Origin of the sequence: Pedobacter sp. (genome assembly GCF_035317785.1) — a bacterium.
GTDB lineage: Bacteria > Bacteroidota > Bacteroidia > Sphingobacteriales > Sphingobacteriaceae > Pedobacter.
Map to the genome: position 1 here is coordinate 104,544 of NZ_DATHGC010000382.1, position 17,262 is coordinate 121,805.

General features: G+C 43.9%; 13 protein-coding genes. All 13 read right to left on the bottom strand.

The window, feature by feature from the left end:
* Nucleotides 1-519 precede the first annotated feature (519 nt).
* Nucleotides 520-1,311: a sialate O-acetylesterase gene (locus tag VK541_RS24445; protein ID WP_324373234.1), complete on the bottom strand. Its 792-nt coding sequence runs from the start codon at nucleotides 1,309-1,311 to the stop codon at nucleotides 520-522.
* Nucleotides 1,312-1,397: 86 nt separating this feature from the next.
* Nucleotides 1,398-2,687: a sialidase family protein gene (locus tag VK541_RS24450; protein ID WP_324373235.1), complete on the bottom strand. Its 1,290-nt coding sequence runs from the start codon at nucleotides 2,685-2,687 to the stop codon at nucleotides 1,398-1,400.
* A gap of 12 nt (nucleotides 2,688-2,699) precedes the next feature.
* Nucleotides 2,700-3,395, bottom strand: coding sequence for a DUF4998 domain-containing protein (locus VK541_RS24455; protein WP_324373236.1), 696 nt, complete (start codon nucleotides 3,393-3,395; stop codon nucleotides 2,700-2,702).
* Nucleotides 3,396-3,418: 23 nt separating this feature from the next.
* Nucleotides 3,419-4,597, bottom strand: coding sequence for a DUF5000 domain-containing lipoprotein (locus tag VK541_RS24460; protein WP_324373237.1), 1,179 nt, complete (start codon nucleotides 4,595-4,597; stop codon nucleotides 3,419-3,421).
* Between the two features lie 15 nt (nucleotides 4,598-4,612).
* On the bottom strand, nucleotides 4,613-6,508 hold the full coding sequence (locus VK541_RS24465; protein ID WP_324373238.1) for a RagB/SusD family nutrient uptake outer membrane protein: 1,896 nt from the start codon (nucleotides 6,506-6,508) through the stop codon (nucleotides 4,613-4,615).
* 94 nt (nucleotides 6,509-6,602) lie between these two features.
* Entirely contained in the window at nucleotides 6,603-9,935 is a 3,333-nt protein-coding gene (locus tag VK541_RS24470; protein ID WP_324373239.1) for a TonB-dependent receptor, read from the bottom strand.
* A gap of 213 nt (nucleotides 9,936-10,148) precedes the next feature.
* Nucleotides 10,149-11,354 carry a FecR family protein gene (locus VK541_RS24475; RefSeq protein ID WP_324373240.1) on the bottom strand — a complete coding sequence of 402 codons (1,206 nt, stop codon included), beginning with the start codon at nucleotides 11,352-11,354 and terminating at the stop codon, nucleotides 10,149-10,151.
* An 87-nt stretch (nucleotides 11,355-11,441) separates the two neighbouring features.
* Nucleotides 11,442-12,020: an RNA polymerase sigma-70 factor gene (locus VK541_RS24480; RefSeq protein ID WP_324373241.1), complete on the bottom strand. Its 579-nt coding sequence runs from the start codon at nucleotides 12,018-12,020 to the stop codon at nucleotides 11,442-11,444.
* A gap of 279 nt (nucleotides 12,021-12,299) precedes the next feature.
* Nucleotides 12,300-12,896 carry a nucleotidyltransferase family protein gene (locus VK541_RS24485; protein ID WP_324373242.1) on the bottom strand — a complete coding sequence of 199 codons (597 nt, stop codon included), beginning with the start codon at nucleotides 12,894-12,896 and terminating at the stop codon, nucleotides 12,300-12,302.
* 5 nt (nucleotides 12,897-12,901) lie between these two features.
* Nucleotides 12,902-14,023, bottom strand: a complete 1,122-nt coding sequence (locus VK541_RS24490; protein WP_324373243.1) for an XdhC/CoxI family protein — start codon at nucleotides 14,021-14,023, stop codon at nucleotides 12,902-12,904.
* Nucleotides 14,024-14,036: 13 nt separating this feature from the next.
* Nucleotides 14,037-16,130, bottom strand: coding sequence for a xanthine dehydrogenase family protein molybdopterin-binding subunit (locus VK541_RS24495; protein ID WP_324373244.1), 2,094 nt, complete (start codon nucleotides 16,128-16,130; stop codon nucleotides 14,037-14,039).
* The gene (locus VK541_RS24500) at nucleotides 16,127-16,588 is read right to left on the bottom strand and encodes a (2Fe-2S)-binding protein (RefSeq protein WP_324373245.1); all 462 of its coding nucleotides are present in this window, start codon (nucleotides 16,586-16,588) and stop codon (nucleotides 16,127-16,129) included. Before VK541_RS24500 ends, VK541_RS24495 begins: the two co-directional genes overlap by 4 nt.
* A 37-nt stretch (nucleotides 16,589-16,625) precedes the next feature.
* The coding region (locus VK541_RS24505) for a glycosyl hydrolase family 28 protein (protein WP_324373246.1) at nucleotides 16,626-17,262 on the bottom strand (637 nt) is incomplete at its 5' end.

Here is a 17,262-nt window from a genome sequence, read left to right on the forward strand (position 1 = left end):
AGATTTGCAAAATTAAGCTATCGTTAAATCTGCTCACTGCTGAGATTTTTATCTAACACCGCTGAATTGAACTACTCAGCTTAAGATGTGGGCAGATTCGGAAATGAGTATACAGAAACAAAATTTACTACAAATCTAAGCAGTGCTGCCTCTTATTAGATAAGATAGTGTTTGACTGGCAATAGGTTCAACTTCTCGATGCGCTTTTGAACAGCATCAATACCGATTATTGAATCTTTCCTTCATCTTCTCCTCATTAATCAGTCTTACCAACTCCAAAATCTTAACAAAGGGTTCGATTGAGCACCCCTCAACTCCACCAAACGCAAAAAGCAGCTCTTGTTGAGCTGCTTTTTGCGTTTATACAATTAACATTCAATAACTTACATAAACAAAATTTGGTTCTGCTCAACAATTATTGGTAGACATATGCTTTAGTTTCAGGTTGGCCAATCGCCATTAAAAAACACAATAATGTCGTTAATTGTATGAAATTTTACGTAATAAATGCATCACTGTCTATTTGTTTTGCTGTAGATGAATCATTTGCGTTGCAAACCGTTTGCCCAGCTCCGTAGCCGAGGCTGCATCGAAATGTGTTTTATCTCCCTTATGGACAAGCCCTTCCGAACTTGCAAGAGCAGTGCGTTTTACTTTTTCCGGTAACAGCCTCAACTGATCATTCACCAATTGATAAGTATCGCGGTAACGCCCAAGTTCGCCTGCAACAAAAGGCAGGTTTTTATCCTGCGCGTTTTCGCGCAGACGGCCAATTAGTGTTTCAAGCTTTTCAAGGTAGCCAGCAGCTCGTTCGGGTCTGCTGTTCGCTTCTCCCTGATGCCAGATGATGCCTTTGATTACACCACTTTTCATGGCTAAACGCAACCGCGCAATTGCATCATCATAAGGGTATTTCCTGGTAACAGAATCCATTGCGCCCGGCTCCCAGGATTCGATGGCAGTGCCTCCAACCGCACATGGGATCAATCCTATCCGGACAGACGGGTTGGCTTTCGCCATTTCAAGGCCAAACATCAGTCCCGGTCCTGCTCCCGCCCTGGCCGGCTTATCGAAATGTAACGGATGCGAAGCCTCTACCCATTTACCATCTTTGTTCAACATCATCACGTTTGGTTGGGAAAGATTGCGGTATTCCGCTGTAAGTGTTCCGCGGCCAGCCATATTAGACTGCCCGACGAGCAGGTAAAGGTGAAAATTCGGGTCTGGTTGTTCTGGCTTCGAAAAGGAAGCAAGTATGAGTATTACTATTAAGAAAAGCAGATCTCTGCTGCGGGCTCTAAAAAGATTCATTTGGTTTATATTTAGTGGTTATGTACTACGTTGTCAGCTATCGTTTCCGTTGAAATTCGCCCCGGAAAGCTCCGGCCGGTTATCTATCAAGGTTCAGGTTGTCCGTCGAGGAGCCATGTCAAATTGAATTTTTGGAATTCTATGGACCAGTTGTTGTTGTCGTTAGAAGGTAGCTCCCGCTGTTCCACCAACGCGCCAATTGCAAAGTCAGCCGTCTTGGTCATGCTTGAATACCCCCCTTTACCTTGTGCAGCTGCCTCTTCCTGAGTGATTGTATTGTGCAGCCTCCGGCTTGCGTACCAGTTTTGTCCTTCATTGTAACTCACCCGGGCCGTCATGTTATAGCGAGTAGTCTCGCTGGCTGAATTCAGGAAAATGATGCGTGAACGGTCGCCTGTGTATCGCAATATAGAGCCCTCGCAACGGGGATCAGGCAGGGCCGAAACCGCAGTGAATTCCGAAAATCCATTCTCAATCGTCCCGGTTGAAATATATCTTCTTTTGGCTATATCCCATATGGTTTTTCCAGGTCGGTCATTACGCATAAGCGTACCATCTGCGCGTTCTACGATTGTACCTTCGTCTGTTCCCTTGGGAACGATCTGATATTGCCATGTCAGTCCATGGTCATCGCTGTAAATATTTCGTCTTCTGGCAGGAATGATCAGACGGCCGGGATGAGGACCACCGGTAGTCTGGATACCAACGCCAGGCCCCATGGTATCCCAGGTCATTGTAGAGGGCAAAAGCGTACTTGTTTTGTCGACTGGAGTTGCCCAGCTGGCACCATTGTTATCACTCCAGGTCACTTTCACGCGTCTTTGACCCCAAGTATCAACTGGATCGGTATCGCCGCCACCAAATTCACTATGGTCAGCATCGTTCCAGCACATGAAAAGCCATATCCGGCCAGTGTCCCAATCCACAACTGATGTGGGGTTGCCCCATGTACCAAGAGTGGTTCCGGCTACGGTCTGGAGCGGAAGCCATGTTACGCCATTATCAGAAGATCTTTTACAGACTACATTGATGTTGCCGTAATCATGATCACTATCTGCCCTCCCTTCGCAAAAGGCGATGAGCGTACCACTGGCTGTACGTACGATGGAAGGGATGCGATACGCGTGAAAGCCTCCGGTTCCCCCATCAAACAACTTGATACTGGTGTGTACGGCAGCTGACATCAGCCCGGCAAATTCCTGATTTTGCACGCCTTTGGTGGTACTGAGACTTTCCGGCTTGTCGGTTTCCTGCTGACAGGAGGAGATCAAAACGAGCGATAAAACAAATACTGTGGTGACCATCGTCAACTGCCTCAGGTGCCTGCGCCTTGAAATTTTGTTTGATAATTCCGCTAATTTCATGTTCTTTTTCATTGGAATACAATTTTAGTTTATTACTACGAAGTCTGTATAAGCGGTATCTAATGCTAAAGGCTCTGGCAGGAATAAGGTGCGGTATTTAAATGAGGTACCTGTTTTATAATTAGCAATTACTGTAATGAGTTCGCTTCCTGCCGCATTTACAGTACTGGTAAGACCTGAAACATCTGTATATTCTATCTCTGTCCTCACAGTTCCGGTACTTGCCGCATCCCAGTTAATCTGTAGTGTGTTGGTCTTTTTTGCTGTGGATATAATCAGTCTATTATAAAGGGAACGTACATACTGGTCTCCATATACCCTCGATGTAATATTAACCGGCATCGAAAAATTATTGTCACTGTCGTAAGTTATGACCTCGAATGCATAATTTTCTTCGGGTATGTCTGTTAATATCACCTCTATCAAATCTATCCCCGCAGTTTTTTGAATTGGAACATCCTTTTTTGAGGTTCTGTTATTCCAAAAGATGGTAGCTTTTATCACCTGACGATCGGATATGGCTAACCAGGATAACTGGAGTCTATTCAGGCCTGGTCTGGCCTTTAAAGAGTCAACCCTTCCCACATAAACTCTTTCCCCATCTTTAATAAAATCTTTGTAAGTGTCGTCCATTTTACTGCACCCAATCAGACAGGAACAACATAAGACGATCAGCATTATAAAATATCCTAATTTTTCTTTTTCAGTAGTTATTTTCATGATCTTATAATTTGTCATTTCACCTATTGAGTAGCCCCAAATAAGGTGATTTCATAAACATTTAAATTACTTCCACTCCATAAGCTTAATGTTTTATGGCGTAAATAACGTACAGCAGGCGTTCCCGGAGGAAAATCATAATTTATTCCAGCCTGGCAATAGGCAAAATCTTCTGCTGTATATTCGCTGCCTGGCAACCCGGATGGCTTAATCAACTCGCAGTCCACTAACTTTACCCAATTGTCCCATCCTCCATCTGGATCCGGATCATTACTACCCCATATCTCAAAATAACGCGCTGTAGTAGTATAGCTATCACCAGCAACGGCTTTAGGATAGTAAACCATACGGCTAATCGCAGCAGTCACGCCCAGGTCAAAGGTAAAGTGCTGTGGAAATCCTACACCGACTTTCCCATTAAAACTATTGCCGGCACCGGTAGTGAGCCCATCCCAAATCTTGTTAAGTGTACGGGCGGCGACATTGGGTTCCCAGGTATCGCCGGGAAGCCTGACGATGGAAAATTTTCCTTTGTCAAGCTGCGATTCTAAAAGAGGGGTCAATTCTGCATAAACGGTTTCTGAATAGTTGTCCCAACGGTCTTTTATATATGCAGCAAATTTTCTTTTTTTATCAGCGAAACCTCTGATAGAATAACTTACTTGCTGTTGCTTGGAATAAAATGTTTGAACAGGCACTAATTTTCCAGTTTCATCTTCTGCTAAGAAAAAAATAGAAAGATCTGCTTCTGCCGAATTTGTAAAAGTAACTACCGCACCTCCGAAAGTTGCTTTCAGTTGAAGATCTCGAAACGCAGCTATCACCGGAGGAGTTAAAGGCTTAACTTTAGCAATTACCGGCTCTGAAATTTGCTCGGCCCTACTTACGGCATACAGTTTTACTTCATACTCATTTTCATCGGCAAAACCATCTAATATCATATAGTTTTTAAAATAAGATGCCTTTACTTCCTTAAAAACTCCGGGTTTTGTGGAATACACTGCTTTGACATACAGCAGATTTTTCGAATCCGGAAGACTATAACTAATTTTTGCCGAACCGGGAAGGTTCTCCACAGTGATGCCGCTTATAACGCCGGATAATGGTCCGGAATCCTGAGGCTTAACAAAATCTGCCTTATTACATGCCGCCGCAACGCATAACAGCACAACGAATAAAAGTATTTTTTTTAATGAAATCATAATAAAATATTTTAGTTACCAGCCTGGATTCTGTATTAGGTTACCATTTTTTAATAATTCGTTTTCATTTATTGGCCACAAATAATCTCGTGCAGAGAATTTTTGATTGTAAATAAATGTTTCCCGGTAATATAAGGAGGCAGTAGATTTATTAATATCCCAACCCGTTATAGATTTGTTCATTTCTGTTGTTGCCTGTTTCCAGCGTCGTAAATCCCAAAATCTCTGCCCTTCCATCGCGAACTCTATTAAACGCTCCCGATGGATAATCTCTCTCAGACCTTCCTGAGTATTAAATTTATTTGGATTGCGGGAATAAGTTGTCCAGGCCTCTTTTACCGGCAGCAATCCCGCACGCTTTCTGATCAGATCTACATAAGAAAAGACCTCAGGCTGAGGCCCTCCTATTTCATTTAACGCTTCTGCATAAAAAAGATAAAGATTCGAAAGCTTAATTACCGGCCATGGATAAGGGCGTTTAACCAATGAACCAGTAACAATATTCTGAAAATGAAATAACTTCTTAGGCCAGTATCCGCTAGCTGAATAATAATTCGGTACTATTTCTGAAGCAGGATTTCCCTTTTTTGAAGAAACAAATAGCAAATCAGTACCCTTATCATCAAATTTACCCTGTCCATACCAAATACCTCCGTCAAAGCCTAAGTCTGCGTAAAACCGTTGCTCTCTTTTAAAGTTGAGCTCAGCAGTTTGATAGCCCTCCCTGATTACATATTTATGTTCAGTATCACCTGTTTTAACTCTGAACCTATTTGCGTAATCCCAATTTTTATCTTCATCCACAGGAACACCATTGTTTGAATAAAACATTTCAACAATCTTGAGAGGAATAGCAATATTTCCATTTAGTCCGCCAACACCTACAGAAGCCGGATCTAAACCACGAGGAGCCGCTCTGTTCTGGATGGCATCAGCCCTGCTATTTATATCCCCCCATATGACTTCAGAATTCCATGGCTCACACACACTGTTTCTAATACTCATTTGAATGATGGTAACGGGCGAGATGGCATATTGCGGATACTGATTTTTATATTCATACAACTTATAGCCAGCAGCCTCACAAAAATCGATGGCCATTTTAAGTGCATCAGCGGCTCTGTTCCATTTTAATTTATCATAAGTAGTATTAAATAAAGCCTCACCATCTTTATTTACAATTCCAGTATAGTCAACATTTCCATTAAATAGCGGACTTGCCGCAGTCATCAGTACCTCTGCTTTCAACGCAAGGGCAATAGACCGGGTAAAGCGCCCAAGTTCTGCAACCTCGTTGATAATTCTAGGCGGTAAATCAGGCGCTGCTTCGTCCAGCAGCTCAACAATATAATTTATGCATTCATCGGAGGGGCTACGTTTTATCTGAACTTCTTCTACTCCTGCCGATATTGGCAGATTCTGCCTGATTAAAGGAACGGGGCCATATAAGCGGAAAAGGTAAAAATGATAATATGCCTTCAATGCTTTTATTTCCGCTATCCAAACATCCTTTTCTGCTTGTTCCATATCTGGAACAACACCAATATTTTCCAGAAATATATTACAATCTCTGATCCCGCCAAACAAGCGGGTTCCTCCATTTAATCCTTCCCAAAAATTCATGTAGGGGTCAACTATACGCTGATTTCCTTTAGCAATTTCCTGGGGATCGGTCGGTGCAGGCAAGGGTCTCCAAAATTCATCTCCCGCTGCAAGGGCTGGATTTCTTTCATCATTACCATGTAAAGGCATATAGGAATAGCAGGTAAAGAGGAATTGTTCCGCAGTGTTTCTCATGGCAAAAGCATTTTCCAATGTCGCCACATTATCTGGCACGATGTCAAGATATTTCTTGCATGATACAGATGAAACCATCACAAGGATGGTACAAAATATTATTATTCTTTTCATTAGTATATGGTTTGTCACTTTCTATATTATTTGTTTAAATGACTTTATTGGTCTCAGCTATTACCGTACGCCATTCATAGATTAGCTTTTGCAATCAGAACGAAGCCTGCAGACCTAAATTAAATACCCGCTGAATTGGGTAATCAAGTCCATTCCCTGCCATTTCTACATCCCACAGCTTGAAACTACTCCAGGTAAATAGGTTGGTTGCATTGAAATATATTCTAACCTTGTTGGTATGAAGCCTCTTGTTTAGGTTTTTAGAAAGAGAATAACCAAACTCGACCTGCTTCAGTCTAAGAAAAGCACCATTTTGCATAAAATAAGTACTTCTCACCTCATTATTTTCAACACGGGTTGAGCTCAGTCTCGGCCACAAGGCATATAAATTTCTGTTTTCCTCAGACCAATGGTTATCGGCGTAGGCTTTTAGCAGCTGGGTTTGGACTATCTTATTGGCAGTTTCACCGCTATACCTATAGCTGCCGAAAGGAGAAGTAGCCGCTGCATCAATCCAAAAAGATTCACGGCTAAGCCCTTGAAGGAAAGCAGAAATATCAAAATTTCCCTTGCCTGCAGAAAAACCAAATCCATATACGATTTCAGGATTAGTTGGAAAACCAAGCGGAACCCGGTCAAGGCCAGTTATCTGTCCATCATTATTTACATCCCGGTATTTAATATCCCCACCCATATACTCACCAAAATTCTGTTTAGGTGAGTTTAATACCTCTTCATCATCTACAAAAAGGCGATCCGCAATATATCCCCATTGCTGAGACAAAGAATACCCTATTGTAGAAAGATATTTTTCTTTATATAAAGGCTCCTCAAAGACTTTTACTTTACTGGTAGCATAAGTGAAATTTCCCCTTGCCTGAAACCAAACGCCTCTACCCAGATTTCCCGAATAATCAATAGATGCATCTATTCCCTGGCCAGTAGCTTCTCCAACGTTTGCTCTGACGGGGGCATTTAAACCCATGGTAGCAGAAATATAGCTTCTCGTCATCAAGATATTTTTTCTTTCTTCACTAAAAAAGTCCGCCATGATCTGAACTTTATCAAAAAGTCCTATTTCTAATCCCAGGTTCTTCTTAGCCGCTGTTTCCCAGGTAATATCCGGGTTGGAATAACGATCAATGCTTATACCATTACGGGTATAGCCGCGTTCTGTTCCAAAACCAGCTCCCCGGCTGGCATCAGACATATTTACGTTAGACAAATAGAAGAACCGGTCTGCAGCACTACCAATAGCATCATTACCTACAATGCCATAGGTTCCCCGTAAACGCAAATTAGATACAACAGGTTTGAGCGGCGCAAAAAATTTCTCATTGGAAACACTCCAGGCCAGACCCACTGATGGAAAGAAACCAAATCGCTTCTCTTCTGCAAAACGTTCGGAACCATTGTATCCGAAATTAAACTCCGCATGATACCGGTTGTCGTACGCATAAGTTAATCGTCCGGATATCCCGGTGTTTCTATATGGAAGCGACTGTTGCAAGTCTCCCACATTTGCATTTAATCGTTGACTTAAAATATGCACCAATAATCCGCTTAATGAATGCTTTTCTCCAAATACCCTGGCATAATTCAAAGCCGATTCCATATAAAAGACAGAACTGATGGTTTTTTGACCCTCTGAATAATCCAGATATTCCGTTCCTCCTGTTTCATTCAGAAGAACAAGATTAGGCTGTCCAGTTGTCAGATTGACTCCCATCGCTTCATAAAAAAAAGGATTATACTTGCGGTTAACGTCAAAAAAAGAATTCCTGGTGGTATTTGCCATTGTACGGAAGGTAAGACCTTCAGTTATAAAAGATAGTTTCTGACGCAACTCAATCTGGGCAAGCATCATTGAACGTGAATAATCTTTATAACCCATCATCAGATTGGCATATGGGTTTAAATAATCGCCATTTCCAGAATTACCGAAAAGTATATGCTTAATATAGCTTTGATGCGCACCTGGTTCATAGGAAGGCGCAAACAGCACCGGATTGGTTCGCATAATATCACGATACACTTTAGATCCGCCGTCTATCGGGCCTGAATAGTCGTCAAACGACCCGTTGAGCCTCACTAAAAATTCCGTTGTATTAGTAAGATTCATATTTACATTTGATCTCAGGGTATATGTTTTAAGATCGATATTGCTATTGAAGTTATTCCGTTGATCCACATTCAATATTCCATTATCTTTACTGAATGCCCCGGAGACAAAATATCTTGCAAGCTTGCCTCCCCCGCTTACACTCAAATTAGCCCGCTGGTTCATCGTGTATTCCTTCACAAGCGATTTTTTCCAATCTGTCACAGGAAAATTCAGAGGATCATCTCCTTCAATGGTCCTGTCTATTTTTTCTCTCGTGTAGAAAGCCCCGCCCAATGGATTGCGTGTCAGCATGGATTCATTATGCAATTTCATATAAGTAATGGGATCAGCCAGTTCTACTGTACGTGTCGGAGATGACAAAGAATTCTCAATACGAAAAGAAAGCTGCGCCTTTCCTTCCGTACCTTCTTTTGTCGTTATCAAAATTACACCGTTTGCACCTCTGGCACCGTATATCGCAGTAGAAGTAGCATCTTTCATAATCGAAAAACTCGCAATGTCATCGACTTGCAAACGCGCAAGGTCAGTTTTGGTTACCTCAACATTGTCAATCAGAATCAGCGGATCAACTTTATAACCAAACGTAGTAACACCGCGTATAAAAAAATCGGCATTATCCTGTCCGGGTTCACCGCTTCTTTGATAGGCGATCATTCCGGCAACCCTACCCGCCAAAGCAGTAGTAAGATTGCTTGAGGGCACTTTAAGATCCTTGGGTGTTATTGAAACCACCGATCCCACCAGGTCACTTCTTTTTTGCCTGCCAAACCCAACAACAACAATATCTTCCAGGTTATTTGTAGAGACCTTCATGACTACGTCGAGTACAGTTTTGTTCTTTACAGACAATTCCTGCGTTATAAAGCCGACCATGCTAAATACTAAAACAGCATTTTCCTCTACTTCCAGGACATATCGTCCGTTCATATCTGTAGAAGTACCTACTGCATTGTTGTTCTTGACACTGACCGAAACGCCGGGAAGACCTATCCCTGTAGTATCAACGACAAGTCCGTTGATGCGGGCTCTGAGTTTTTTTCTTTTAACAAGAATCGATGTCTTGTCTATATCAAAATCAAGGGGCTGACCACTAAAGCACAGTTCCAGGGCCTCTCTTACGGGCATAGCTGTTACATCCAGCGTCACTGGCAGCGTCGCCTCAAGATCATTCGTATTGTACAGAAAATCATAGCCTGTTTGTTTTTGTACCTGTAGAAAGAAGGTCAGCAAAGGCATCTTATTTGCCTTCAAAGTGATCTTTTGAGCGTAACTGGATGCGCTGACCTGTAAAAAAGTTAACATTAATAGGACACAAATTAATTTCATTGTCAGAAGAAATTTTTGCCAGGGCGAGCCAGGGCCACTCCTTGCCTTTGTAGTGGAATTTTTATACATTTGGTTGTTAGGTTAATTAATATCTGGTTGTCTAAGCCATAAAATAATGATCTGACCCGAGTCGATAACCGGGAGTGCTGCAAACACTTCCGGCAATTTCGGGAGCCATTGTTGCTAGTATCAGTCTAAAACAATAATCCTCCTTCCTTCTATTTTAAAATGCAGATTGCCTATCTTCTCCAGCTGATCCATCAAGTCATTCAGACTTTTTGACCGGGAAGAAATTCCACCCAATCGCTGTCCCTGCTTGACCGTCCTATATTCTATATCCACATCATACCATCTGGACACCTTTTTAAGGATACTGCCAATTTCTTCATCATTAAACCTAAAATACCCGTTCCGCCAAGCCATTACCTGCTCAATATCAGCACTCTTCACAACGATACGGCCTGCATTTCCGGCCGTTACAGACTGTTGCCCCGGTTTCAATACAAATTCTTTCTTATCCTTTGACACCGACACAGATCCTTCCAAAAGTGTGGTCGTTACGCCATCGTCATCTTCGTAAGCAGAAACATTAAAATGTGTACCCAGTACACCCACTTTGGTGTCTTTTACATGAACATGAAAGGGCAGTTTATCGTTGTGAAATACCTCAAAATAAGCTTCCCCAACAAGCGTAACTTCTCTGGTTGTCCCGGAAAATCTGGTAGGGAACTTTAACGAAGAGGCTGAGTTAAGCCATACCGAGGTTCCGTCCGGAAGAATGACATGATATTCACCACCTCTGGGCGTTTCGATAGTATTGTATTTAATCATGCCTGAATTGTCGTCAGCCAAATTTGACAGATCGTAGGTCAATTGTCCATTGGCAGTTTTCCGAATAGACACCGTTCCGTCATTGGCGAGTTCTCCTATTTTTGCCTCGGTCAGTTCGATCTTCGTACCGTCAGCCAAAGTCAGCATGGCCTTAGTGCCACCCGGAGCGATAACGGTATCCATCTGTTGATTGATATTGACTTGCTGTGGCACATCTGTAGATGAGCGATTCAAATAGAGCGCAACAAATAAAACAACAAGTAGTACGGCTGCAATGCGAACCCAGGACATAGAAATAAATTTCGCAGCTGCTGACAGGTTTGCGCTTTTGCCCCGGAAAAACCTGGGATCATTTTTGATGAGTGCTAAAATTAGTTCTGTTCTTTCAGTACTCAGCACGGGTTCATCTTGGAAATTAAGCAATTGCTTATCGATAACATCATCAGTTTCATCCCCATACCGACCAATTCCCTTCGAATAGGAAAGCAGTTCTCGGCAATCTTCATCGCTAATGCTATTGCTCAGGTATGCCTCTAGAAGGGCATGTAGTCTTTCTTTATTCACTGTCTGGTTTATATTCGCCCTTTCGGGCCTGGTTATATAGAGAACTGAAAACTTAAGCCATAGGACTAGTCCGAATGAAAATAAATTTTAAACCCAATAGCTCAATGCTAAAAAATAAATCAGATCTGAATATTTCAGCTTTGCTTTTAACGTCTTCAGTGCCTCTACCATATGGTTCTTCACGGTATTTGGAGAAATATGGAGCTGACTGGCGATCTCCTGATGAGACAGGCCTTCCATCCTGCTTAGTTTAAAAATAATACGTTGCTGTGCCGGGAGTTTGCTGATCACATTTTCGGTGAATTGCTCCAATTCGTTGGCCAGGATTTCTTCTTCAGTAATGTTTCTGAGCACACTAAGGTCAAGCAGCAACTTCTCTGTGAGTGCAGAAGATTTACAGATTTCATGGTAAGCATCCAGGGATAATCTTTTCGCGATTACATATAAGTACAACCATATATTTCCGCAAGCATCTAACCTATCCCGGGTTAGCCAGAGCTTTATAAATGTTTCCTGTATAATTTCCTCACATTGTTCTTCATTTTTCAGGAAACGAAAAGCCAAACGGTAAACTTTCTGTGCGTACAAATGATAGACTCTGTTAAACGCGGGTTCATCACCAGCAATGAGTAGCTCAATATCGATATGACCTGTATTCTTCTGCACGTTAAAATCTTAAAATTATTTAATGAATCCCTCTTAGAGTCAGTAAAATTCTGCTTTTCTTATTAGTGATACCCATGCTTGCTTCGTTTCCGAAACCGCAGCATCCGGTTGAATATTTTATTCCTGCCACTGTCTCCAATGGTTGGCGGCTTTTTCTCTATTGTCTTTCTGAAACGTAAATATATAAAAACATTTATTTATGTAGTACATAAATACTATAATTGTTCCAGATTAATCTGGTATATAGCATGTTGACCAAGTTCGCGACAAAGGCGGGATTCAAAGTTCCCCCTTTTTTAATTCCGTATAATCTTCGGCTGTATCAATATCTATACTCCCTTGCGGAAACGGAATGGTCGTCACATCAGAATGGTACAGCTTCAATAGTTTCTTTGCACCCTCATTGCCATTCAGCTGCAGCAATGCTTCAAAATACTTTCGTCCAAATAAAACAGGCGTGCCAAGTGTATCCGAATATGCACAGGCAACAATGCCCATGCCGGTCTCCGCTTCTTTTTCAATCAGCTGCCGGAACAGCTGCGCTGAGACATACGGCTGGTCACAAACCGCAATAATCACTGTTTTCACATTGGAACCCATCATTTGCAGTTTAGATATCCCTGCAGCTATGCCTGAGCCCATACCTTTTTGCCAGTGCTCATTGTAGACCAGATGAACATCACAGTCTGTAAGTTCGGCCGATACTTCAGGCGAATAGGCGCCCGTCACTACAATAACCGGGTTTGATCTTGCACTGCGCGCTTCCCCGGCAATCCGCCGGATCAGAGACTTTCCATGATACAATAAAGTCTGCTTTGGCACACCAAGCCTCGATGAATTACCCGCCGCCAAAATGATCACCGCCGTTTCGATCATAAAATTTAACCGGATAAGGAACTGTGAATGCCATACTCCTTATCCTTTAACGAAGTTCCTGATCTTCGGCGCAGGACTGTATTGATCTCCGCCACAATAGACACGGCAATTTCTTCAGCTGTTTCAGCGCCAATATCCAGGCCAACAGGCCCGTGAATTAAAGCCAGCTGCTTTTCATCCGGGACAACACCATCGCTGCTCAATTCATCAAGCATCCGCTGCAGTTTTTTCTTTGGTCCTAAAACGCCTATATAAGCACAATTCTGAATGATCAGCTGCTTCAGCAAGGCCAGATCATAATTATAATTATGAGTCATCAGCACAAAAAAAGTATGCTCACCGGTCCCTGTTTTTTTCAGCACTTCATCGGGCTTTGCCACCAAAACCCGGTCCGCCTTCACAAAGCGCTGTGCGGTCGCATGCGATGCTCTTCCATCAACCACTGTCGTGTGCCAACCCAGCACAGAAGTAATGTCAACAAGGGGCTGTACATCATTTCCTGCCCCCGCAATGACCAGCTCAAGTGGCGCGGGAATAAATTCAATAAAACCAGTAACAGCCTGATCGTCGTATTGAAATGTTCTGAAATCTGAAGACTTGTTTTGCAATGCCGCTTCCGCAGCAACGACCAGATCGGACTGAAGTGCAGCGGTTAACGCAGTCCGCGAAAGACCATTTCGGTACAGTAAGCTTGTCCCAGGTTGCTGCAACTGATCTAATGAAAAAAGAGTGACCATGACCGAGTCTTCATTGCTGTTAGCGAGCTCCTGCAATAAGCGGATCGGATTGAAAATCTGATCCGTCACAATTGGTTCAAACAAGATATGAACAACACCGTTGCAACCCAGCTGTATCCCCAGTTTGGCATCATCTTCATCGGTAGTATCATAAGTGACCAGCTTATTTTGCTGCTGCACAATTGCCGACAGTGCCTTTCTCAGGGCATCACCTTCCAGGCAGCCGCCGCTAATCGCACCTGTCAGCTCTCCGTCTTCAGTAATCAGCATTCTGGCACCTGGCCTGCGGTAAGAAGAACCTTCAACATGTACTACCGTAGCCAGTGCAGTTTTTTTTCCTTTCTTCTCAGCCTTTTCAAAGCTCTTTAAAATAGCGCTTATTTCTTTCATAGATTAAATCATTTTAAGCCAGCTTACCTGAGGGCAATAAAGGCAGTGTCTTAAGACCAATGCCGCTTGCTTCTAAAATAGCATTACGAATTGCCGGGGCCACACCCACGATTGGTGCTTCACCAGCACCGGCAGAAGGCAGATCCTCCCTGTTTACCATGACTATATCGATCCGTGGCACATCTTTAAATCTCGGCACCCGGTACGCTGAAAGGCCGGCGTTAAGTATTTTCCCATCTTCAAAATCTATACCTTCAAACAAGGCCCCGCCAATTCCCTGAACAATAGCACCCAGGATCTGATTTTCGAGGTGATGCGGGTTGACAATCGCCCCGCATTCAAAAGCGGCAGTCAGGCGAACAATTTTCAGAGACCTGTCAGCGCCAATCGTCACTTCCGCACACGTCGCCACATAACCGCCTTTTTCAAAACCACAGGCAATACCGTAACCCTGGCCTTCAGTACGTTTTCCTGAGTTCCAGCCAAATGATTTGGCCGCAGCCTCCAGCACAGCCTTTAACCTTGGATCGTCCAGGTTTTTCAGCCTGAACCCGAGCTGATCCATACCGGTCATCCTGGCCATATCGGCAATATGAGATTCACGCGCGAATACATTCGCTGTAGAGGCCAGCCCCCGGTATGAGCCCTGCTTTAGCGGTGTGCGCGATGGATGGTAAGCAATTTCTTTGCTGACAATTCGGTATTGCGTATCCAGTCCTGCGCTGCCTGAATTGTAATTGTCGAATCTCCAGGCCCTGATCTCCCCGTTTTTATTGAAACCACTGCTGATTTTGATCACCCCTGCGGGTCTGAAATATGCCCAGGTAAACTCTTCCTTCCTGGTCCAGACCAATTTTACAGGTTTCCCCGCCGCCCTGGCCAGTCGTGCAGCTTCTGATGCAGCTTCGGCACTGTGTTTACCGCCATATCCCGAACCGGTATCCGGCACGATCACCCTGACCTTTTCTTTGGAAATATTAAATTCAGCGGCAAGATTATCCTGAACACCAAATGGACGCTGAGTACCGGTCCAGACCGTCAATTTTCCATCATTCCACTGCGCAAGTGCAGCCCTTGGCTCTAGCGGGACATGTGCAATATAATCAACAGTATAGGTAGCATCCAGTTTCATTTCCGCTGCATCAATGGCATGCTGCCCATCAGCTGCCTTCTCTTTGTTCTGGTTGGTCGTATGCTGAACCAGGTAGTCAAACAACTCTGCTCTCGAAGGCTGCTTTGAAGTTTCCCAGTTTGCTTTAACTGCTGCAATCGCTTTGTCTGCTGTTTCAAGTGCAGGAGCAGCTACCCCTATGAAATTCCCTTCCTGAACAACAACTGCCCCGGAAATCGCCTTAGCAGCACTCAGGTCTGCATCAATAAGCTTCGCCCCGTAAGCAGGCGACCGAAGCACCCTGGCATACAGCATACCAGGCAAAATCATATCGGATACGTACTTGTGCTGACCGGTAATAAAGGAGCGGCCATTAACTTTAGGCTGAGTTTTGCCCGCAACCTTCCAGTTCGTTGCTTTTATAAAAGCCACCTGGTCCGAAATCGGCATCAAGATCTGCCGGCCGCTGGTCAGCTGACCATAGCTGATCTTTTTTCCGTTTTGCGGATCACTGACCACACCTGCTTCTGCTTTTAGCAAATTCGCATCAGCACCCCATAATTTGGCGGCCATTTCAAGCAAGGCCTGCCGCGCAGTAGCTGCTGCTTTGCGCAGCTGCGTGCCCATTTGAGGGGTACTGCGACTGCCAACTGTCCCAAAGTCAGTGGGTACCAGGTCCGTATCGCCCATGATCATTTTAATGGATGACATCGGCACACTAAGTTCTTCGGCTACCTGCTGGGACAGCGAAGTCCGGATATTCTGGCCCACTTCAACTTTCCCGGTAAAAACATTTACGGTTCCGTCCTCGGCAATGTGTATCCAGGCGCCGACCTGGCCATCAGGAACCGGCCCGGCCATACTCCCGGCTGTACTTTCAGCAAATGCAAATACATCCTGGAGTACGAAAACAACAGCCAGCCCGCCTCCAAACAACCTGAAAAACTTACGCCGGTCCATCTCCAGCTGTATTTCCATATCCTTGCTTTCCATCATTTGTTATTTAGCAGATTAGCGGCCAGTTTGATCGTCTTTATAATATTCGGATACGTACCACAACGGCAGATATTGCCATTCATCGCCGTAACAATCTCGGCATCACTGGGCGAAGGGTTTTGTTTCAGTAAGAAAACCGCAGACATGACCATACCGGATGCACAATAAGAACACTGCAATGGATCTGATTGCAGGAAAGCCTCCTGCACGGGGTGAAGCACCCCATTTTTTTCGAGTCCTTCAATAGTTACAATCGCTTTTCCAACCACAGACCCGGCAGACGTGATGCAGGAATGCACCGGTTTTCCGTCAATATGAACGGTGCAGGCTCCGCAAGCCCCCTCTCCGCAGCCATATTTGGTCCCGGTGAGTTCAAGTTCATCGCGCAAAACGCTTAACAGATTGACCTCTGCACTAACATCAACTTCCCGGCGCTTTCCATTTATCGTAAGTATCATGTCTTTAAGCAATTTGGTATAAAGTAAATTTACTAAATTATGGCTTCACCACTACATTTTTTACAAAGTCATTGACAGCTATCCTGTCCTTTACAAGCGGAACACCGTTGAGCAGCACCTGCTGGAAAAGCACATCCTCAATGGCATGGTCATTATCGATCCCGATCAGCTGAACCGTAAGCGGCTCTCCGCTGGCTTGAATGTTCCTGAACACCACATTCTGTATGCGGCCCCTTTCCGCGTCTCTGGACCAGATGTCCTTGCCAATCCACAATGAAATGTATCTTTTTCCCTGTTCAATCCGGATGTTCTCAAACCTGACATTACTGATCAGGGCAGCATCACACTGGTAAATCCTCAGCAGCCACTCCCTGCCCTGGTCATGGATGATGTCACAATCGGTAAACAGGACATTACTCACATTCTCCCTAAGCTCAGCACCGATACTCAAAGCGTGCGCAACCTGGTTCCAAAGCACGCAGCCCTTAACCAGCACGTCTTTTACCTCTCCCTGTCCCTTATCCGATTTAACCACAACCAGATCGTCCAGCGTGCGGATAAAACAATTCTGAACAGTCACATTGCGGCTGTTGGCGATGTCGATACCATCAGAATTTGCCCGGTAACCAATAAGTTTAATATTGTCAATAAAAACCCGGTCAGACTTGCGCACC

Coding starts and splice junctions, on each gene's coding strand:
- VK541_RS24450 (WP_324373235.1), bottom strand. CDS start 2,687: ATGAAAAAGAACATGAAATTAGCGGAATTATCAAACAAAATTTCAAGG.
- VK541_RS24460 (WP_324373237.1), bottom strand. CDS start 4,597: ATGATTTCATTAAAAAAAATACTTTTATTCGTTGTGCTGTTATGCGTT.
- VK541_RS24500 (WP_324373245.1), bottom strand. CDS start 16,588: ATGATACTTACGATAAATGGAAAGCGCCGGGAAGTTGATGTTAGTGCA.
- VK541_RS24495 (WP_324373244.1), bottom strand. CDS start 16,130: ATGATGGAAAGCAAGGATATGGAAATACAGCTGGAGATGGACCGGCGT.
- VK541_RS24465 (WP_324373238.1), bottom strand. CDS start 6,508: ATGAAAAGAATAATAATATTTTGTACCATCCTTGTGATGGTTTCATCT.
- VK541_RS24445 (WP_324373234.1), bottom strand. CDS start 1,311: ATGAATCTTTTTAGAGCCCGCAGCAGAGATCTGCTTTTCTTAATAGTA.
- VK541_RS24455 (WP_324373236.1), bottom strand. CDS start 3,395: ATGAAAATAACTACTGAAAAAGAAAAATTAGGATATTTTATAATGCTG.
- VK541_RS24470 (WP_324373239.1), bottom strand. CDS start 9,935: ATGTTAACTTTTTTACAGGTCAGCGCATCCAGTTACGCTCAAAAGATC.
- VK541_RS24490 (WP_324373243.1), bottom strand. CDS start 14,023: ATGAAAGAAATAAGCGCTATTTTAAAGAGCTTTGAAAAGGCTGAGAAG.
- VK541_RS24485 (WP_324373242.1), bottom strand. CDS start 12,896: ATGATCGAAACGGCGGTGATCATTTTGGCGGCGGGTAATTCATCGAGG.